We start from the raw sequence: 19,145 nt of genomic DNA on the forward strand, positions 1-19,145 counted from the left end.
TTTTATTAAGACCCTCTTTTTATTCTTTTGCTTTGCAGCGAAACAAATTTAGAACTGTCTACATTTTTCAGATAATTGGTGAGTGAAGGTTTACTCATGCTGTCTTTGGTCAAGTAAATTCTACCGCCGAATTCTTCTACAATTTTATCTAAATTATCTACCAATTGTCTTAATTCTCTGTTGATTTTAAAGTCTAAAGCTAGCGTGTATCCTTCAAAAGGGAAAGAATTATACGCTTCTGGATTTCCTTTGCCAAAAAGTTTAAGAACTGCTAAAAAAGAACCTTGTCCACTTCTACCAATGGTTTCTAGGATTTTTTTCATGCCTTCTTTTCCTTTTTCTTTTGGAATTACCATTTGGTATTGAATAAAACCACCTTTTCCATAGATTTTATTCCAGTCGTTAATGGCATCTAGAGGATAGAAAAAAGTTTCGTAGTCTATGAAATTTTTAACTACTTTCTGTCTTTGTTTATTGAAATACAAAAAGTTAAAAGCTCTTACAGAAAAACTATTCAATACAAAACTTGGAAAATAAAAAGGAATAGTAGGGCTGAATTTTTTCTTTAATCTCAACGGATTTTCTTGCCATTTTTGGGGCAACTCTGCTCTAAGCGCAAACTCCCCTCTCATTAAAATACTTCTGCCGATGTTTTTACCTTTTTGCAGACAATCTATCCAAGCTACGGTATAAGTCCAATCTTCTGATTCCTCGAAAAGTTGAAAAATTTCGTCTAGATTTTCAGCTTTTATAGACTCTTGACGAATATAAGCCGATTCTATATTTTTGAGTTTAATTTTTGCAGAAAGAATAATTCCGGTAAGTCCCATTGCTCCGAAAGTAGCCCAAAATTTCTCTGCATTTTCTTCTCTAGAACACGTGATTATTTCGCCATCTTCTACCATCATTTTAAACTCAATTACACACTCCGAAAAACCACCTTCTGCATGGTGATTCTTACCATGAATGTTTGATGCAATTGCTCCACCCAATGTAATAAACTTAGTTCCCGGCGTGATGGCTAAAAAGTAACCTTGAGGTACTGTAATTTCTAAAATTTCGGAAAGCAAAACTCCAGATTCGCATTCTAAAATGCCATTTAAACGATCAAAACTGATGAATTTATTTAATTTCTTTGTAGAAAACATGGCTTCAGCTAAGGCTGCATCGCCATAGCATCTACCATTTCCATACGCAATAACTTCGTTATTTTGTCTAAGAAATTCTCTTATTTTATGGTAGTCTTCTTCAGCTTTGAACAGTTTGTTTACTATGGGATGATTGCCCCAAGTAGAAACATTTTTCACGAAATTTGGTTTCATTTTTTTAAATATATTAATAACAAAAATGCTATTAGCCAAATGAGAATGGTTATCTGTATATATCTGTCTTTGTAGACAATTTTAGTAGGAGATTCGGTTTTATTATACACCAAAGTTTGTTGTAAATACCTTAAAAAAGCAAAAACGACGAACAAAACCGTATAAAAAACTCTTACCCCGAATTTTTCTTGAACTTCAGGAGTTAAGGTAAACATAAGATAACAAACAATTGCCAATGTCACCGAAATAGAAAGGGCAATATCTGCAAATTGTACGTTATAGCCGTCTAATGCTTTTCTGGTTTTCCCAGAAATTTCGGCGTTAATTAACTCTCCTCTTCTTTTGCCAATGGCTAGAACTAATGCTAAGACAAATGTTAATAAGATTGCCCATTGTGACACTGCAATTCCTGTAGCATAACCTCCCGCTAAAACTCTAAAAACAAAACCTAATGCTATAATAGAAACATCTATAATGGCCACGTGTTTTAGCTTAAAAGTATAAGCTATATTCATGAAGAAATAGGAAGCAATGATGATAGAAAATTTGGTAAAATTCTTATGAAAATAGTCTGCACCAAAGAAAACCAATAAAACAACAGATAAAATAAGAAGTACAAAAATAATTTTAGCTGCGGTTTTAGAAATGGCGCCACTTGCTAATGGTCTTTTGCATTTTTCTGGATGTTTTTTGTCTGATTCTATGTCTGTATAATCATTCAATATATAAATGGAGCTAGCTGTAAAAGAAAAAACTAGAAAAGCAAATAAACTTTTCAAAGTTAAGTCTACATGCATCACATTCCCTGAAAAAAAAATCGGAGTAAAGACAAAAAGATTTTTTACCCATTGCTCTATCCTTAAAAGCTTAAGAAATTTACTCATTAAAAATATTATCTAGACAAATTTAAGAATAAAAAAATAAAAAATCGCCTTGTAAATAAGGCGATTTATGTGGATTATGATTTATGTATGTTATTTGGCTTCTTGTTGAGCATCTTTAATCATTTCTTCATTTGCGGTAATGGCAAATTCTACTCTACGGTTTTTAGCTCTACCCGCTTCCGTATTATTGTCTGCAACTGGCTCTCTTTCGCCAACTCCCATTGCATATAATCTAGATTTTGCCAACCCCAGAGAAACTAAGTAACTCACTACAGAATTTGCTCTTCTTTCGGATAAGCTCTGGTTGTATTCATCAGTTCCTCTAGAATCCGTATGTCCGTAAATATTGATATTGGTATCAGGATTGTTTTTAAGCACACCAGCTAATTTGTTTAAGTTGGTTTTAGCAACCGAAGTAAGATTAGATGAATCAAAATCAAAGTTTACTGTATTTTCTGATAGTATAACTCTTATTCCTTCATTTACTCTCACTACTTCTGCTCCTGGTAAAGCTTCTTTAATTTCTTTGGCTTGTTTATCCATTTTATTACCGATTACTCCACCAACTACTCCACCCACTACACCGCCTAAAACGGCACCTTGAGGAGCGTTACCACCTTTTCCTACATTATTCCCGATTACAGCGCCTAAAACAGCACCTGCAGCCGTACCAATTACGGCACCTTTTTGAGTATTATTAGCATTCTGAATTGCTTCGCAACTGGTTAAAACCATTGCTGATGATAAAAATAATGCTGCTACGCTTGATTTATTGATAAGTTTCATAATTTTTTAAATTTTAAAAAGTTATTTTTGTTCCATTCCTGTTCTTACAAAATTGTAATATACTTTAATCATATTTCCTTCAAAAGGAACGCTTTGAACTAAGGTAAAGTTGTCTGTGTCTTGTTTTTCGATTTGTAAAATATAACCAGCAGTTACATTTTTAGCTTTAGTATCTGCTACTAATTTCTTAAATTTAAATTCATTATCTCTGGTTACTTCAAATTTAATGGGTTGAGTTACCGTAGGACAATTCCCACCACCTTTTATGGTATACGCTCCAGAATAATTATTAGGGATAAGTCTCCAATGACTTCCTACGAAACACTGAGCATCTGCTCCTTCGTCAAAAGGCTTTATTTGATATCCTTTATCATAATTTACACTGGTAATTTCCCAATCACCTTTCATTTTTAAAAATTCTGATCTAGAAGTTTGAGCACTTTCTGCTTTTTTCACAGAAGAGCAAGAAACGGCAAATAATGAGCCGAGAGCTAGAGTCAATAGTACTTTTTTCATCTTTTACTTAAATTTAGTTGTTATTTATGAATGTAAAGTTATGAAGTTAATTGTAAAAACTGTGCCAATATGATAATCTTATAAACTTTTCTTAGAATTCGACAAATAAAAAAGGCTGTAAAAAACAGCCTTTCAATTCATTAGTATGATGAATTATTTTTTTCTAACTACTTTTTTCTTTTTCACTACCGCTTTTTTCACTGGCTTTGCAGGAGCCGCTTTGTAGAAATGTGTATAAGCGTATTGTGCCGCTTTATACAAATCTATCACGCCTCCAGATTCTGAAATTAAATCAAATCTATTGTTGGTATTGGTAGGCAACATTGCATTTACCTCCGACTTATTTACAGATTTTACTAGAGATTCTATTACTTGTTCTGGTTTCAAATTAGGCATATAAGCCAATAAAACTGCAGAAGCTCCCGCTACAACAGGCGAAGCCATAGAAGTTCCTTGTAAATATTCATATTTACCATCTGGAACGGTAGAATAAATTTTATCACCCGGCGCAAAAACATTCACCATTTTTTGGTTAAAATTAGAGAATCCAGCTCTTAGAAATTCATTATTATTGGTACTTGCGCCTACTACAATCATGTTGTTGATGAAAGGTTTTTCGTCTTTAGTAGATTTAAAATTAGTAGGAAAATAAGGATTTTCTTGAATATCTTCGTTTTCGTTTCCGGCAGCTTTTACCAATAGAACGCCTTTCTCTTTAGCATATTGAAACGCTTCCCAAACCAATTCTTTTTCTGGAGAAACGGCTTTCCCGAAGCTCATATTAATGACTTTAGCACCATTATCTACCGCATAACGAATAGAGTTTGCCACGTCTTTATCACGCTCATCACCGTTTGGAACCGCTCTTACCGTCATAATTTTTGCCACTTTATAGGCAACTCCGTATTGCACTTCCTTTCCTTGAGGATAACCTGCGATAATTCCCGCAACGTGAGTTCCGTGTTGTGCATCTGGACCTTCGTAATGGTTATTTCCGTAGAATTTCTCTTTTTTGTCTTGATAATTATCTCCTACAATTGCTCTAGGATCAAAATCTAAGTTATACTGTTTTGTAGCTTGAGGTTCGAAATATTCTAAAGCTCCTTTGATTTCTTTGTTTAAAAACTCTTCTACTTCTGCTTGAGATTTCCCAACCATAGTAGGATCATTTACTACTTGACTTAAAATCGAAAGATTTCTAGCTTCTTCTTGTGTAGTTGGTTTTATAGCATCTAAATTTTCTTTAGTCAGGGTTTTCCCTTTTAAAGTAGCTGCTACACTAGGAATCACTTTTGCAAATTCAGAATAAAACTGAAACTGCTGTTTAGCTTCTACACTTTTTTTATTGTACATATCTTTTGCACGAAGATACATCTCAAATTCCGCAGGCATTTTTGCTTGATTAGCTTTGTTCACTTCTGAACTCGCCCCTTCAAAAATAGGTTTGTATTGTTTTACAACTCTGGTTACTTCTAAATTGTCAATTTCTACATCTCCATTTTTACCCCCGATAAAGTTCCAGCCGTAAACATCATCTACATAGCCATTTCCATCATCATCTTTACCATTATTAGGAACTTCGTTTACGTTTTTCCACATATTTTTTATTAAACCAGGATGGTCTACTTCTATCCCACTGTCTATTACACCTACCACTACCGTTTTAGGTTTTAGACCTTTTGATTCAAAAAATTTATATGCGTTTTGAGTATTGACTCCGTAAACATTAGCTGTAGAGAAATCTTTGTGATACCAAGTCATCAAATCTTTATCTTCCGTTTTGGTTTCTTGCGAAAAACCAAAGTTAAATCCTGCTAAAAATGCAGCTGCAATGATTATTCTTTTCATTATGATATATTTTGTATGGATTGAGTTACTTTTTTAATATACGTAGCAGATTCTGGGCCAATGTTACAAACCACGTCTAGTATTGATAAATCTTTGATAAATCCTAATTTATCACTAAACGTTTGGTAATATTCTGGCAAACTATACTCTGACTCTTTTTTGGCAGAAAAACGCTCTCTTAAATCTACTGCATCTGGTGTTTTTTCGAATTCCGTGGTGAGAGAATATTCTTTTTCAATTTTTAAAATTTGAAGAATGATTTTCAAAGCATTGAGATTAAATTCAATAAGAGATGTAGGCTGTACCGAGAAAATCTGCTTCAACTTATCTTCATAATACTCGAAATATGGCGAACTTTGGTAAGCGATTTTAATAGATTTCCAGTGCAGTTTTTGCCAATCTTCAGCATAAGAAATTTCTAAATCTTTCATCGCACGTTTTCCGTTATGATGAATTGGCAAAATAAGCGCCAATTTACCATTTGCACCGTAAATATTGCATCTGCTTCTGTAGGTTTGTTTCGGAAAATTCTCATGTTGCTCCAGAAGAATTTCGTTTTCTTCTTTTAAAAATTCTGCAAACCAAGAAACTGGTGGCAAATAAAATATAGGTAATAACGTTTTCATTTTCATTCTAAAATTGAGTGTCCAAAGTTAAAAAAATAAATGTGATTCTATCAAAAAACCCTTTCTGCGTTTTGAACGCAAAAAGGGTATGTCAATTTTTCAAATTTCTATAAAATTCTACTCTTCTTCTTTATTTTTCCCTTTGAAAAGTTTTACAAAATATTCCCAACCGAAGAATAAGATTAAAATTGCGGCTGCAACCCACCAATAAGAAGTTTTTTCTTTTTCGCCGGTGTTTGTTGCTTTAAACATACGTTCCCATCTTACTTTTTTAGGTCCTTCATCAAAAGTTCCTTGTAAACTAAGCCAAGTAAACATCGGGCTTCCTACAATATGAGTTTCTGGAACAAAACCGAAAAAACGAGCATCTAGAGAAGCATCTCTGTTATCTCCCATCATAAAATAATAGTCTTGTTTTACGGTATATTTATCGGTTTGAGTACCATTGATATAGAATTTACCTCCTTTGAATTCTAAAATATTCCCTTCAAATTCTGTGATCAGTTTTTTATATTCTGGTAAATTTTCTTGAGTAATGGTAATCACATCTCCTTTTTTAGGAATGGTGAGCGGTCCGTACCAATCTTGGTTCCAAGGTTTATTAATCGGGAAAATAGATTGAGAAATGTCTACTTTTTTAGACATCAAAGCGTGACCCGTTCCATCATTTACGTATTGACCGTTTTCATCCAAAACTGGATAGTAAGAAACAGCTCCTTTTCCTTCCTCGCCTAAAACTTCTTCAGCTTTTACAAATTCTGGAATGGCTTTAATTTGAGCCAATAAATCTTTAGTTAGCCCTTGAAACTGATAATAATGCAGTCCGTCTTTGGTTTCACCTTCATCAGAAATCGGTAAATAGGCAAGATTTTTCCATAAATAATCGATGTCTATTTCTGAACGTGTATAAATGGTGTAAGAACGCTGAACTTCGGCATCTGCCATTTGAACTTCTGGTTTGCCATTAATGTATAAATTCCCGGCTCTCATTTCTACCACATCACCACCTATCGCTACACAACGTTTTACGTATGGGTCTTTTCTATCAATCGCTGTATGAACAGAATCTCCCGGATAATTGAAAACTACAATGTCATTTTTCTTTGGTTTTTTGAATTCACCAATTCTAAAATAAGGCAATTTAATAGCATCTACATAAGATTTCGGGTCGTTTTTAGGATTTCCATCTTTTTGTGTATCCATAATCGTTCCTTGTAAAAATGGCAAAGCAACTGGTCTCATTGGCATTCTGTAACCATAACTCCATTTGTTTACGAATAAGAAATCTCCTACCAATAAAGTTCTTTCCATAGAACCTGTAGGAATGGCAAATGGTTGGGTAACAAAAGCGTGAATAATCGTAGCAAAAACTACTGCAAAAGTAATCGAACCTAAGAAAGATTCTTTTTTAGCTTTCGGATCATCTACTGCAAATCTGTCTACTTTATTCAACTGAAAATAAGACGAATACGCCAAATAAATAAAAGGAAGCAACGCCGTAAGAATTTGTTCTAACGCTGAAGTTCTTCCAAATTTTTTCATCAAAAACAAATGGAAAACAGTCATCATAATAGGTCCTACAATTGGCAAATATGCCAAGATAACCCACCATTTTGGTTCTCCTACTTCTTTCTGAATGATGTAGTAATTATAAAAAGGAACAAAAGCTTCCCAGCCTTTGTAACCCATTTTTTGATATAATTTAAAAGACGAAAGTCCTAGTAAAACTGATAAAATCAGTATAAAAATAGAATATTGTAGAATGTAATCCATTTCTTATGAGTAATTAGTAATGTGTAATTAGTAATGATATTTATGATTTGTTACAGTTTGGCAAAAGATTCAAAATTCAAAATTCAAGATTCAAGATTTGAATTCGGAATAGTGAATTCGGAATTTTTTAGAGTCCGAGAACTTCTTTCATGCTGAAAATTCCTTTTTTGTCTTTAAGAAATTCTGCAGCAATTACTGCACCTAATGCAAATCCGTTTCTATTAAACGCAGTATGTTTTATTTCGATTTCGTCTACTTCCGAACGATAATAAACACTGTGTGTTCCTGCAACTTCTCCTTCTCTAATTGCCTCTATTCCTAGAGATGTTCCTTCAGTTTCATCTAATTTCCAAGAATTATAGTCTGAATGTTTGAAGATTCCTTCTGCAATAGAAATTGCAGTTCCACTTGGTGCATCTTTTTTATGAACGTGGTGAATTTCTTCGAGCTGGCACGTATAATCATCACTGAATTTCTGCATCAATTTTGCTAAATTTTCATTTAAAGCAAAGAAAAGATTCACTCCTAAACTGAAATTAGAACCATATAAGAATCCTGTTCCATTTTCTAAGGCTATTTTTTCGATGGCTGGTTTTTGCTCTAGCCAACCTGTAGTTCCACAAACTACTGGAATTTTATTTTCTAAACAGGTCTTTATATTGCTAAAAGCTACTTCTGGCTGCGAAAATTCTATCACTACATCTGGATTGTTCAGATTTTCTTTGGTAGGCGTTTCGTTTAATCTTGCTACAACTTCATGTCCTCTTTTTGTGGCAATTTCATCAATGATTTTGCCCATTTTTCCGTAACCTACTAATGCTATTTTCATTTTTTTAATTTTTAAAATCTAAAACTCAAAGACAATCCAGCTTTACCATTTGCTACGCCTAAATCATCGTAAATAATGGTAGGTTTAATCGCTAAATCTGGGTCTTTCTTTTGATCGTATAAGTGTGCATCTACTACCGCATCTACAATATTTAAAATGTATAAAACTCCGGTAATGGCGATGGCGTAATCTCTTTGTCTTTTGGCTCTGTCTTGTGTATTTCCTAGAACCGTAGCGTCTACATAAGGTAAATCATCAAACTCGTGAGGCTGACCATTTAACTCTGCTAAAAACGCAGTTCTATAACGGCGATATTGCTTATCATTATACACAATAATCCCTACTCCAGTTCCTACAGCTCCCCAAACAATAGGAATTTTCCAATATTTCTTGTTGTAATATTGACCAAGGCCCGGAAAAACAGCAGAATACAACCCTGCTTTTGTAGGATTGTATTTTTGAATGGTGCTCACGTTGGCTTTTTCTATTTCCTCAACTACCTGTTTTTCGGTTTTGATGGTGTCAAAAGGTTTAATTTCTTGAGAAAAAAACAACCCAAAGAACAACAATAATATGATGGAGTAAACTGCTCTCATTAATTAAAATGTGAAAGGATTTTGTTCAGTTCATCTTCGTTATTGAAATCAAGGATGATTTTCCCTTTTTTTCCTTTGCCTGAAGATTTTATTTCTACCCCAACTTCTAAAACATCAGCTAATGATTTTTCTACTTTTCTTAGATGATTCGGAAGTTCTTTTTCAGTTTTTTGGAAAGATTTTTTAGGATTTTTAAGTTCTGAAGCTGCTTTTTCTGCTTGTCTTACGTTTAATCCTTCTTTGATGATTCTTTTGAAAAGTTCTTGTTGAAGTTCGGAATCTTCTACACTGATGATTGCTCTACCATGACCTGCAGAAATCTCGCCGCTTCTTATTGCATTTTGAATTTCTGGACTTAACCTCAACAAACGAATAGAATTCGTAATCGTACTTCTTTCTTTCCCTACTCTAGAACTTAAATTTTCTTGAGTAAGACCTATTTCTTCTAATAATCTTTGATAAGTAAGTGCTACTTCTATGGCATCTAAATCTTCACGCTGGATATTTTCTACCAAAGCCATTTCTAGCAATTCTTGGTCATTTACCAATCTTATGTAAGCAGGAATAGAAGTAAGACCAGCAATTTTAGAAGCTCTGTAACGTCTTTCCCCAGAGATAATTTCAAATTTATCACCATCTTTTCTTAAAGTGATAGGCTGAATTACTCCAAGATTTTTTATCGATTGAGCCAATTCATTAAGGGCAGTTTCATCAAAATAAGTTCTAGGCTGAGTTGCATTAGGATAAATATCTTCTAATGCTACTTCTACCATGTTTCCTACTAATTTTTCGGCTCCTGTATCTGTTGCAGAATTAATGTTACTTTTGCTTTCGGCACTTAAAATAGCACCCAAACCACGTCCCATTGCTCTTTTTTTGTCTTTCATATTGTATGATAAGTCATTAGTCATGAGAACAAACAAAATTTCTTCTCAATTCTAAAAATGTTATGCTTTTTGTAATTTTTCGTTTTTCAGAAGTACTTCTTCTGCCAATTGAATGTATTGAATTGCACCTTTGCTTTCGGCATCGTACATCAAGATGCTTTCTCCGAAACTTGGAGCTTCAGAAAGTCTTACATTTCTAGAAATTATCGTTTCGAAAACCATTTCTGGGAAATGCGTATTCACTTCTTCTACCACTTGGTTAGAAAGTCTTAATCTAGAATCGTACATGGTAAGTAATAAACCTTCGATGTCTAAATCATAATTATGAATTTTCTGAACATTTTTCACGGTGTTCAATAATTTACCTAAACCTTCCAATGCGAAATATTCACACTGAATTGGGATGATTACAGAATCTGCAGCAGTAAGTGCATTTACCGTAATAAGACCTAAACTTGGTGCACAATCGATGATGATGTAGTCATACTCAGATTTTACCTCTTCTAATGCTTTTTTAAGCATATATTCTCTCTTGTCACGGTCTACTAACTCAATTTCCGCTGCTACCAAATCAATATGAGAAGGTACAAGGTATAAATTTGGAGATGAAGTTTTCTGGATACAATCTTTCACATCTGCACTGTGTTCCAATAGATTATAGGTAGAATAATTTACTTCTTCTATTCCTAAACCAGAGGTAGCATTAGCCTGTGGATCTGCATCGATTAATAAAACTTTTTTCTCTAAAACGCCAAGCGCAGCTGCTAAATTCACTGCAGTAGTGGTTTTACCTACACCTCCTTTCTGATTGGCAACTCCAATAATTTTTCCCATAAAAATGAATTAGTTTCCAAAAATACAATAAATAGTCATTCGGTTGAATGTTAATAACTGTCAAAAATATTAAACTATTGTGAATTAATGGGTTAAAGCACAAAAAAATTATCCACAATTTTTAGAAAATGTGGATAATTAAATGAATTGCTATCGATAAGACAATGTAGAAATTAAATATTCTAGATGATTATTCGAACTGCATAGAAATAGGGAATCTAAAATAAGAACGAACATTTTCGCCTTGAAATTTTGCAGGATTCCATTTTCCTTTAATTCCTTTTATTGTTTTTTCTGCTTCTTTATTAAAATCTGTATTCGCTCCAGAAACTTTAATATTAGAAATGGTTCCGTCTCTTTCTACCACGAAAGTTACTACTGCTTTTACCACCTCACCTGTTTCATTTTCGATGACACTAGAATCAAAATTTTGTAAAACTTTTGTTCTAAAAGCATTAACTCCACCGATGAAATCTGCTTCTACATCTACATTTTTTATGATTTCGTTTGGATTTGGTTTAATAGGTTCTTTTACAATTTCTTTTCCGTTTTCTGTTCCTGTAACTACATGCTGATTAGGATTGGTTACGGCAACTCCCGGAGTTGTAGTCGTAGAAATTACGGCATCATCTACTTTTTGGTTAATGGTTTCCTCTTTTACAGCGTCTCTGGTTGGAGTAGGCGGAGTTAAACTCTGCGTTTTTACCTGAACAGGAGCTTTCGGAGGAATAACTCTAGGTTCTGGCTTTTCTATTCTATCGTCTGGTCTATCTACATTTTTTAGATTGATAGGAACATAAATAGTTGTTTTTTCGGCTTTAGGTTTTAGCGTATTAATAAGTAATGGCGTCATTGCTAAAAGACCAAATAATCCAACTCCTATATATAAAGCCTTTTTTAGAAAGACATTAGCTTCGTTTCGTAGAGCATACGCTCCATATTCTTTGTTTCTCTTCTCGAAAACAACTTCGTTCAGCGCTTGATGCGGGTCATAAGTAAAGAAATTTTTGCTCATTGTGTGATTTTTTAGATTAAACAAATTTCAAACACGATTATTAATTTTTTATCTTTTTGCAAAAAGTAATTAGAGTAATTCAATTACCTTGCCAAAAAATTATTTAAAATTTAATGTTTTATTTGTTTTCAATGAAAACAATACAATTTAAAAGTAAAAAATCACGCCAAAAGCGTGATTTTCAATATTTTATATAAATTATGATTAGAATAATTCTTTTCTAATAATGTTTTGACTTCTTTCTGGACCTACAGAAACCAAGTATACATTAATTCCTAGATATTCCTCGATAAAACCAATGTATTTCTTAGCATTTTCTGGCAATTCATCAAAAGTTCTAGCCGTGGTAATATCTTCTGTCCAACCTGGTAAATCGGTATAAATAGCTTCGTAATCGTATAATTTCGTAGTAGAAGAAGTGAAATAATCAATAATTTTTCCGTCTTCTGTTTTATAATGCGTAGCGATTTTCAACGTATCAATTCCTGTAAGAACATCTAGTTTAGTAATCACCAAATTATTGATACCATTAATCATGCAAGCGTGTTTTAGTGCTACTAAGTCTAACCAACCAGTTCTTCTTGGTCTTCCTGTAGTCGCTCCGTATTCATGCCCCACTTTTCTAATGTGTTCTCCTAAATCATTGTCTAATTCTGTAGGAAAAGGACCGTGACCAACTCTGGTAGTATACGCTTTGGATACCCCAATTAAATTCTGCAAAGAAGTTGGCGGAACTCCTGCTCCTGTACAAACTCCACCTGTAGAAGGCGATGAAGAAGTTACGTAAGGATATGTACCGAAATCTATATCAAGCATTAATGCTTGTGCTCCTTCGAAAAGGATATTTTTATTATCACGAATCGCTTCGTTCAATTCTAATTCTGTATCTACAATTCTGTCTTGAAGTTGTTTTCCAATTTCTAAAAATTCATTGTAAATTTCGTCAAAACTCATGGCTGGTTTTCCAAAATATTTCTCGAAAAGATTGTTTTTTATCTTAAGATTTTTCTCAATTTTTTCTTTTAAGACTTCTGGATTCAAGAGGTCAATCATTCTGATTCCCACTCTTGCAATTTTGTCTTCATAACAAGGTCCGATTCCTTTCTTGGTGGTTCCAATTTGCGTTCCGCCCAATTCCTCTTCTCTGTAAGTATCAAGCATGATATGATAAGGCATAATTACATGCGCTCTTCTGCTGATGAAAACGTGGTCAGTTTTATAACCTTTAGCTTCTAATTGTCCTATTTCTCGTAAAAAAGATTTAGGATTAACCACTACTCCATTCGCAATAATACATTTTCCTTTGCACTGTAAAACTCCAGAAGGAAGTAAATGCAGTACAAACTTATCTTCGCCTACATAAACAGTGTGACCAGCATTGTCACCCCCTTGAAAACGAACTACATAATCTGATTTAGCTGAAAGAACATCGGTAATTTTTCCTTTACCTTCATCTCCAAATTGAAGACCAACAACAACGTAAGTTGACATAAATTTTTAGAATTTTTTATTAGATTTTTACAAAGGTAATTGTAAAAAACCGTATCGCCAAATTAAGTTTTCACGAATTTACAACCTGAAAAATATCACTCCTTTTATTGACCGCTTTCCGTGAATATTCCTTAAATTTATGCCGCCATTTTTTTGAGTTAAAGAAATTTAGCCTTAAAATTGCTTTCATTTCAAATAATAAGATTCTTTATGAAAAAAATAGTTTTAGCTTCCGCGTTAGCTTTTTTAGCAAGTTGCGCATCACAAAACACCTCAACTCCATCATCATTTGATTGGAAAGGAGCCAATGTATATTTCGCAGTGACCGATAGATTCAACAATGGAAATCCTGACAATGACGTCAATTTCAATAGAACCGAAAAAGCAGCCGTTTTAAGAGGTTTCGAAGGTGGCGACATAAGAGGTGTTATTCAAAAAATAGACGAAGGTTATTTCAATAAATTAGGAATTAACGCGATTTGGCTTACTCCAATTGTAGAACAAATTCACGGCGCTACAGACGAAGGAACAGGTCTTACTTATGCTTTTCATGGATATTGGACAAAAGATTGGACCGCTCTTGACCCAAATTTTGGAACGGAAGAAGATTTAAAAGAATTGGTAGAAAAAGCACACCAAAACGGAATAAGAATCGTATTAGATGCGGTGATTAATCACACTGGTCCCGTTACTTATGCAGACCCAGAATATCCTAATAAATGGGTAAGAACAGAACCACAATGTACTTACAATTCTTTTGAAATGACTACCGCTTGTACTTTGGTTAAAAATTTACCAGATGTACTTACAGAAAGTGATGAAAATGTAGGACTTCCGCCTATGTTAGAACAAAAATGGAGAAAAGAAGGCCGTTACGAAAAAGAAATGTCTGAACTAAATGTATTTTTCGTGAAAACTGGATTTCCGAGAGCGCCAAAATATTACATTATGAAATGGCTTGCTGATTATATCGTAAAATATGGAATCGATGGTTACAGAATAGACACCCTGAAACATACCAATGAAGACGTTTGGAAAGATTTCAAAAAAGTGTGCGACTTAGCTTTTGCTGAATATAAATTAAACAATCCTAAAAAAATTCTAGACAACTCACCATTCTTCACCATTGGAGAACTTTATGGTTACGGAATTTCTCAGAAAAGATTGTATGATTTTGGAGACAAAAAAGTCAATTATTACCAAAACGGATTGAATTCTTTAATTAATTTCGATTTCAAAGGAGATGCCAATAAATCTTATGAAGAAATCTTCGGCAATTATGATAAAATTTTGCACGCAGACCTTTCTGGAAATACTGTAATGAACTATATTTCTTCTCACGATGACGGTGATCCTTTTGACAAAGAAAGAAAAAGAAATTACGAAGCGGGAACCAAACTTCTACTCACTCCGGGAATTTCGCAAGTTTATTACGGCGACGAAACCGCTAGAAAATTAATCGTGGAAGGCGCAACCGGTGATGCCAATCTTAGAAGCAATATGAATTGGGACGAGGTGAAAAACAATCCTGAAACCCAAAAAGTATTAACACATTGGCAAAAACTAGGTCAGTTCCGTAGAAATCACGCAGCGGTAGGTGCTGGGAAACATCAGATGGTTTCTAATTCACCGTATTGGTTTACCAGAACTTACAAAGACGATAAAGTTTTAGTTGGTTTGGACTTAAATCCTGGCGTAAAAGAAATTTCTGTTGCAGGAATTTTCGAGAACGGAACAAGGCTAAGAGACGCTTATAGCGGAAAAACTGCAAAAGTTACCAACGGAAAAGTTTCTATAGATTCAGAATTTGGCATAGTTTTGTATGAAAAATTATAAATAAAATTCTGTTTTTAAAAAAATATGAAAAAGTTTATCCTATTGTTTGCGCTTCTTATCTTTGGATGGGGAGTCTCGCAACAAGTGCCAAAAGTTTTGAAAACCAAGTTTTCTAAAGAAGCTTTAGCTCAAAAAGTAACAGACATCAATGGTAAAACCATCAGTATTTATAAAATTTTAGACCAAAATAAAGGAAAAATTGTGGTACTCGATTTATGGGCAAGTTGGTGTAGAGATTGTATACAGTCTATGCCAAAAGCCAAGGAATTAGAAGATAAAAATCCGAATGTGAAATTTATTTTCCTCTCTCTAGACCGAAACGAAGAAGCATGGAAAAAAGGATTACAAAAATATGACATGACCCAAAAAGAAAATTATTGGTTCCATGTAGGTTGGAAAAATGATTTTAATAACTATATAGACCTCAACTGGATTCCGAGATACTTGGTTGTGAATCAAAAATCTGGAATTGCAAAATATTATGCGATTTCTCCAGATGATCCAGAAATTCAGAAAACGATAGACGAATTATCAAAATAAAAAAAGTCAGAGCTTCATCAACTCTGACTTTTTCTTTATATAAAAGGCGTTTGTAAAAAATCATTGAGCGGTTTCATGGCTTTGAAAATTTTAGCAAATTCTTTAACTGCATTTTCACTGAGCAATTGCTCATCAGAGACGGGATGCGTTACGATAAAATGCTTTAGTTTTAAATATTCAACCATTTTATCGTCTTTTTCAAAACCTTGAGGTACTTTTTTCAGTTTATCTTCTACACTTAATCCTCGGAAATAATTTCTGAATTCATCTTGTTCTAAAATCGCTTTGAACTCGTCACCAAAAGCAGAAATTTCTTGTCTTATCGTCTTTAAAACTGTTGGTTCTGGCTTATAAACACCACCTGCCAAAAAAGATTTCCCGGGTTCTATATGCAAATAATATCCTGAAATTTTATTGCCTTTTCCCATTCCTAAACCAGCTCCGAAATTGGTTTTATAAGGTGTTTTATCTTTAGAAAACCTTGTGTCTCTGTAAATTCTAAAAACAGATTTTTTAGCCTCTAGTTTTCCTATTTCTTCATCAAAATCCGCCATTTCTTCAATTAATTTTTCCACAAAAGAAATCACATCTTGTTGCGCTTCTTGATAAAGCGTTTTATTTTCATTAAACCATTCTCTGTTGTTATTCTTTTCTAAATTTCTAAGAAATTGAAGGGTGGATGATTGCATATTAAATGTTTTATTTTCAAAATTAGTGAATTTTAGAAAACTATATGCATGAGTAAAATGAAAAAACACATAGAAATTCCCTTAAATAGCCATCAATAATTTCTAACCGTTAATTAAAATAAAAAGCTTCACAACTAAAATTGTGAAGCTTTTTTATAATGTATTTAGTAAAATTTATCCTAATACTTTAGCAATAGTTTTACCGATATCAGCTGGAGAAGCTACTACGTTGATTCCGCATTCCTCCATAATTTGCATTTTTGCTTGAGCTGTATCTTCTGCACCACCTACGATTGCACCAGCGTGTCCCATCGTTCTACCTTTAGGAGCAGTTTGACCAGCGATGAAACCTACTACTGGTTTTTTAGAACCAGAATCTCTGTACCATCTTGCTGCTTCAGCTTCTAAAGAACCACCAATTTCACCAATCATCACTACTGCATCAGTTTCTGGGTCGTTGATGAATAATTCTAAAGCTTCTTTGGTAGTTGTTCCGATGATTGGGTCACCACCAATACCGATTGCTGTAGAAACACCGAAACCAGCTCTTACTACTTGGTCTGCAGCTTCGTATGTTAAAGTACCAGATTTTGAAACAATACCTACTCTACCTTTTTTGAAAACGAAACCTGGCATAATACCGATTTTAGCTTCGTCTGAAGTGATAATTCCTGGGCAGTTAGGACCGATTAATCTAGCACCTTTGTCTTTAATATATTCTTTTACTTTTACCATATCAGCTACCGGAATTCCTTCTGTAATACAAACGATTACTTTAATTCCAGCTTCTGCAGCTTCCATTACAGCATCTGCAGCAAATGCAGGTGGTACAAAAATAATAGAAACATTAGCTCCTGCTTTAGCAACTGCGTCTGCAACAGTGTTGAAAACTGGCTTACCAAGATGTTCAGTTCCTCCTTTTCCTGGAGTTACACCACCTACTACGTTGGTTCCGTATTCAATCATTTGAGTTGCGTGGAAAGTTCCTTCGTTTCCTGTAAATCCTTGTACGATTACCTTTGAATCTTTATTTACTAATACTGACATGATTTATTTTTTAATTTTTGTAAAAATACTATTTTTATGATTTCACACAAAGTAAAGACCTATAAATTTTTTAATTTGACTTCTTTTTTTAGATACTCTCTAAATTCTTCGGCTAAGCTACCGAAATAAGTTTTGCCACCTTCTAAGTCTCTGTTCACTCCAGTTTTACCTAAAAGTACCGCTCCTTTTCCTACTCTTTTACCAGAAGCCATACCCACTTGTCCCCAAATGGTAACTTCGTCTTCGATAATACAACAACCTGCAATACCGGTTTGAGAAGCGATAAGAACTTTTTTACCAATAACGGTATCGTGTCCTATTTGAATTTGATTATCCAAAATACTACCTGCACCAATAATGGTAGAATCTGTAACTCCTCTGTCTATTGTACAAAGATTACCTATTTCTACATTATTTTCTATAATAACATTTCCTACGGAAAGCATTTTTCTGAAACCTTCAGCATTTTTGTTGTAATAAAAAGCGTCACCTCCTAAAACGGTTCCTGACTGAATAACGCAGTTATTACCAATTTCGGTTCTGTCTCCAATTACTACATTTGGAAAAATCATACAATTATCTCCTATTTTCACATCGTTTCCGATTACTACAGAAGGGTGAATTTTACAATTTTTTCCAATTACAGCATTTTGACCAGTTGTTTCAAAAGTTTGAATACCTTGGTAATGTTCGTTAATTTTATTAAAATCTCTGAAAGGGTCGTCTGAAATAAGAAGAGCTTTACCTTCTGGGCAATCTACTTCTTTGTCTATCAAAATAATAGTAGCTTCAGAAAAAAGCGCTTTGTCGTAATATTTAGGATGGTTTACAAAAACAATTTCACCAGCTTTTACACGGTGAATTTCGTTAGTTCCAAAAACTTGAAAATTTTCGTCTCCTACAAATTTTGCATTAATTAATTCTGCAATGGTCTTAAGAGACTGAGGTGATTGAAATTTCATATTATTGTAGGATGTTGGATGATGGATGCTGGAAGAATTATATCTAACATCCAGCTTCCTACATCCAGCTAATTTATTTTACACGTTCTAAGTAAGAACCGTCTTCGGTGTTTACTTTAATTTTGTCACCAGCTTCAATGAAAAGCGGAACCAAAACTCTAGCGCCCGTTTCTACGATGGCGTTTTTAAGTGCATTCGTTGCTGTATTTCCTTTTACACCTGGATCTGCTTCTATTACTTCTAGATAAACAGTTGGTGGAATTTCAGCAGAAAGTGGAGTTTCATCTGCTTCTTTCATAATGATGGTTACTTCTTCACCAGCTTTCATGAATTGAGCATTTTCAATCATTTCTTTGTTCAAATACATTTGAGAGAAATCTTCATTATTCATGAAGTGGAAACCATTCTCATCATCATATAAGTATTGAAATTTACGAGTAATTACTTTTACCTCATCAATTTTATGACCTGCAGAAAAAGTATTATCAATTACTTTTCCATTGGTTACAGATTTTAGTTTAGTTCTTACGAAAGCAGGTCCTTTTCCTGGTTTTACGTGTAAAAATTCGATTACTTTATAAATGTCATTGCTGAATTCTATACAAAGACCTTTTTTAATATCATTACTTGTTGCCATTAATATTTATTATTTTTTAAAATATGT

The 19,145-nt window shown here is 33.7% G+C and carries 19 protein-coding genes; 2 read left to right on the forward strand and 17 right to left on the reverse strand.

Annotated features, from left to right (window positions below; genetic code table 11):
- Positions 1 to 5: 5 nt before the first annotated feature.
- The 13 genes from QO190_RS05945 to QO190_RS06005 form a co-directional block, all read right to left on the reverse strand.
- Positions 6 to 1,322 carry an FAD-binding protein gene (locus tag QO190_RS05945; protein WP_371462089.1) on the reverse strand — a complete coding sequence of 439 codons (1,317 nt, stop codon included), beginning with the start codon at positions 1,320 to 1,322 and terminating at the stop codon, positions 6 to 8.
- Positions 1,319 to 2,206 carry a decaprenyl-phosphate phosphoribosyltransferase gene (locus QO190_RS05950; RefSeq protein ID WP_104793457.1) on the reverse strand — a complete coding sequence of 296 codons (888 nt, stop codon included), beginning with the start codon at positions 2,204 to 2,206 and terminating at the stop codon, positions 1,319 to 1,321. Before QO190_RS05950 ends, QO190_RS05945 begins: the two co-directional genes overlap by 4 nt.
- Positions 2,207 to 2,296: 90 nt before the next feature.
- Positions 2,297 to 2,992, reverse strand: coding sequence for an OmpA family protein (locus tag QO190_RS05955; protein WP_371462090.1), 696 nt, complete (start codon positions 2,990 to 2,992; stop codon positions 2,297 to 2,299).
- A 21-nt stretch (positions 2,993 to 3,013) separates the two neighbouring features.
- The gene (locus QO190_RS05960) at positions 3,014 to 3,508 is read right to left on the reverse strand and encodes a hypothetical protein (protein WP_371462091.1); all 495 of its coding nucleotides are present in this window, start codon (positions 3,506 to 3,508) and stop codon (positions 3,014 to 3,016) included.
- A gap of 153 nt (positions 3,509 to 3,661) precedes the next feature.
- On the reverse strand, positions 3,662 to 5,356 hold the full coding sequence (locus QO190_RS05965) for a S8 family serine peptidase (RefSeq protein ID WP_371462092.1): 1,695 nt from the start codon (positions 5,354 to 5,356) through the stop codon (positions 3,662 to 3,664).
- Positions 5,356 to 5,982, reverse strand: coding sequence for a WbqC family protein (locus tag QO190_RS05970; RefSeq protein WP_371462093.1), 627 nt, complete (start codon positions 5,980 to 5,982; stop codon positions 5,356 to 5,358). The genes QO190_RS05965 and QO190_RS05970 overlap by 1 nt, the downstream gene beginning before the upstream one ends.
- A 117-nt stretch (positions 5,983 to 6,099) precedes the next feature.
- Positions 6,100 to 7,755 (reverse strand): signal peptidase I, encoded by a 1,656-nt coding sequence (gene lepB / locus QO190_RS05975; protein ID WP_371462094.1) that lies wholly within the window; start codon positions 7,753 to 7,755, stop codon positions 6,100 to 6,102.
- 127 nt (positions 7,756 to 7,882) lie between these two features.
- Positions 7,883 to 8,584, reverse strand: coding sequence for a 4-hydroxy-tetrahydrodipicolinate reductase (gene dapB, locus QO190_RS05980; RefSeq protein ID WP_371462095.1), 702 nt, complete (start codon positions 8,582 to 8,584; stop codon positions 7,883 to 7,885).
- An 11-nt stretch (positions 8,585 to 8,595) separates the two neighbouring features.
- On the reverse strand, positions 8,596 to 9,180 hold the full coding sequence (locus QO190_RS05985) for a DUF5683 domain-containing protein (protein ID WP_069797647.1): 585 nt from the start codon (positions 9,178 to 9,180) through the stop codon (positions 8,596 to 8,598).
- The gene (locus QO190_RS05990) at positions 9,180 to 10,067 is read right to left on the reverse strand and encodes a ParB/RepB/Spo0J family partition protein (protein ID WP_371462096.1); all 888 of its coding nucleotides are present in this window, start codon (positions 10,065 to 10,067) and stop codon (positions 9,180 to 9,182) included. Before QO190_RS05990 ends, QO190_RS05985 begins: the two co-directional genes overlap by 1 nt.
- Before the next feature lie 60 nt (positions 10,068 to 10,127).
- Complete coding sequence (locus tag QO190_RS05995) at positions 10,128 to 10,901, reverse strand: ParA family protein (protein ID WP_371462097.1); 774 nt, start codon at positions 10,899 to 10,901, stop codon at positions 10,128 to 10,130.
- A 190-nt stretch (positions 10,902 to 11,091) separates the two neighbouring features.
- On the reverse strand, positions 11,092 to 11,916 hold the full coding sequence (locus QO190_RS06000; RefSeq protein ID WP_371462098.1) for an energy transducer TonB: 825 nt from the start codon (positions 11,914 to 11,916) through the stop codon (positions 11,092 to 11,094).
- A gap of 204 nt (positions 11,917 to 12,120) precedes the next feature.
- Entirely contained in the window at positions 12,121 to 13,407 is a 1,287-nt protein-coding gene (locus QO190_RS06005; RefSeq protein ID WP_371462099.1) for an adenylosuccinate synthase, read from the reverse strand.
- Between the two features lie 210 nt (positions 13,408 to 13,617).
- Between QO190_RS06005 and QO190_RS06010 the strand changes: the two genes are divergently transcribed.
- On the forward strand, positions 13,618 to 15,243 hold the full coding sequence (locus QO190_RS06010; protein WP_371462100.1) for an alpha-amylase family glycosyl hydrolase: 1,626 nt from the start codon (positions 13,618 to 13,620) through the stop codon (positions 15,241 to 15,243).
- A gap of 24 nt (positions 15,244 to 15,267) precedes the next feature.
- Positions 15,268 to 15,783 (forward strand): TlpA family protein disulfide reductase, encoded by a 516-nt coding sequence (locus tag QO190_RS06015; RefSeq protein WP_371462101.1) that lies wholly within the window; start codon positions 15,268 to 15,270, stop codon positions 15,781 to 15,783.
- 35 nt (positions 15,784 to 15,818) lie between these two features.
- Here the strand turns inward: QO190_RS06015 and QO190_RS06020 are convergent, their stop codons facing one another.
- From QO190_RS06020 to efp, 4 genes are all read right to left on the reverse strand, one after another.
- Positions 15,819 to 16,472, reverse strand: coding sequence for a DUF2461 domain-containing protein (locus QO190_RS06020; protein WP_371462102.1), 654 nt, complete (start codon positions 16,470 to 16,472; stop codon positions 15,819 to 15,821).
- Positions 16,473 to 16,646: 174 nt separating this feature from the next.
- Complete coding sequence (gene sucD / locus QO190_RS06025; RefSeq protein ID WP_069798080.1) at positions 16,647 to 17,519, reverse strand: succinate--CoA ligase subunit alpha; 873 nt, start codon at positions 17,517 to 17,519, stop codon at positions 16,647 to 16,649.
- Positions 17,520 to 17,578: 59 nt separating this feature from the next.
- Positions 17,579 to 18,481, reverse strand: a complete 903-nt coding sequence (locus tag QO190_RS06030) for a UDP-3-O-(3-hydroxymyristoyl)glucosamine N-acyltransferase (protein ID WP_213189573.1) — start codon at positions 18,479 to 18,481, stop codon at positions 17,579 to 17,581.
- Positions 18,482 to 18,554: 73 nt separating this feature from the next.
- On the reverse strand, positions 18,555 to 19,118 hold the full coding sequence (gene efp / locus QO190_RS06035) for an elongation factor P (protein WP_069798084.1): 564 nt from the start codon (positions 19,116 to 19,118) through the stop codon (positions 18,555 to 18,557).
- Positions 19,119 to 19,145 lie beyond the last annotated feature (27 nt).

This window comes from Cloacibacterium sp. Arc13, assembly GCF_041431305.1.
GTDB lineage: Bacteria > Bacteroidota > Bacteroidia > Flavobacteriales > Weeksellaceae > Cloacibacterium > Cloacibacterium caeni_B.

Excerpts from the sequence above, each read along its gene's own strand:
- lepB (WP_371462094.1), bottom strand. The coding sequence starts at position 7,755 with ATGGATTACATTCTACAATATTCTATTTTTATACTGATTTTATCAGTT.
- QO190_RS05990 (WP_371462096.1), bottom strand. The coding sequence starts at position 10,067 with ATGAAAGACAAAAAAAGAGCAATGGGACGTGGTTTGGGTGCTATTTTA.
- efp (WP_069798084.1), bottom strand. The coding sequence starts at position 19,118 with ATGGCAACAAGTAATGATATTAAAAAAGGTCTTTGTATAGAATTCAGC.
- QO190_RS05950 (WP_104793457.1), bottom strand. The coding sequence starts at position 2,206 with ATGAGTAAATTTCTTAAGCTTTTAAGGATAGAGCAATGGGTAAAAAAT.
- QO190_RS05960 (WP_371462091.1), bottom strand. The coding sequence starts at position 3,508 with ATGAAAAAAGTACTATTGACTCTAGCTCTCGGCTCATTATTTGCCGTT.
- QO190_RS05965 (WP_371462092.1), bottom strand. The coding sequence starts at position 5,356 with ATGAAAAGAATAATCATTGCAGCTGCATTTTTAGCAGGATTTAACTTT.
- QO190_RS06020 (WP_371462102.1), bottom strand. The coding sequence starts at position 16,472 with ATGCAATCATCCACCCTTCAATTTCTTAGAAATTTAGAAAAGAATAAC.
- QO190_RS05985 (WP_069797647.1), bottom strand. The coding sequence starts at position 9,180 with ATGAGAGCAGTTTACTCCATCATATTATTGTTGTTCTTTGGGTTGTTT.
- QO190_RS06015 (WP_371462101.1), top strand. The coding sequence starts at position 15,268 with ATGAAAAAGTTTATCCTATTGTTTGCGCTTCTTATCTTTGGATGGGGA.
- QO190_RS05945 (WP_371462089.1), bottom strand. The coding sequence starts at position 1,322 with ATGAAACCAAATTTCGTGAAAAATGTTTCTACTTGGGGCAATCATCCC.
- QO190_RS06005 (WP_371462099.1), bottom strand. The coding sequence starts at position 13,407 with ATGTCAACTTACGTTGTTGTTGGTCTTCAATTTGGAGATGAAGGTAAA.
- QO190_RS05970 (WP_371462093.1), bottom strand. The coding sequence starts at position 5,982 with ATGAAAACGTTATTACCTATATTTTATTTGCCACCAGTTTCTTGGTTT.
- QO190_RS06030 (WP_213189573.1), bottom strand. The coding sequence starts at position 18,481 with ATGAAATTTCAATCACCTCAGTCTCTTAAGACCATTGCAGAATTAATT.
- dapB (WP_371462095.1), bottom strand. The coding sequence starts at position 8,584 with ATGAAAATAGCATTAGTAGGTTACGGAAAAATGGGCAAAATCATTGAT.
- QO190_RS06000 (WP_371462098.1), bottom strand. The coding sequence starts at position 11,916 with ATGAGCAAAAATTTCTTTACTTATGACCCGCATCAAGCGCTGAACGAA.
- QO190_RS06010 (WP_371462100.1), top strand. The coding sequence starts at position 13,618 with ATGAAAAAAATAGTTTTAGCTTCCGCGTTAGCTTTTTTAGCAAGTTGC.
- QO190_RS05955 (WP_371462090.1), bottom strand. The coding sequence starts at position 2,992 with ATGAAACTTATCAATAAATCAAGCGTAGCAGCATTATTTTTATCATCA.
- QO190_RS05995 (WP_371462097.1), bottom strand. The coding sequence starts at position 10,901 with ATGGGAAAAATTATTGGAGTTGCCAATCAGAAAGGAGGTGTAGGTAAA.
- sucD (WP_069798080.1), bottom strand. The coding sequence starts at position 17,519 with ATGTCAGTATTAGTAAATAAAGATTCAAAGGTAATCGTACAAGGATTT.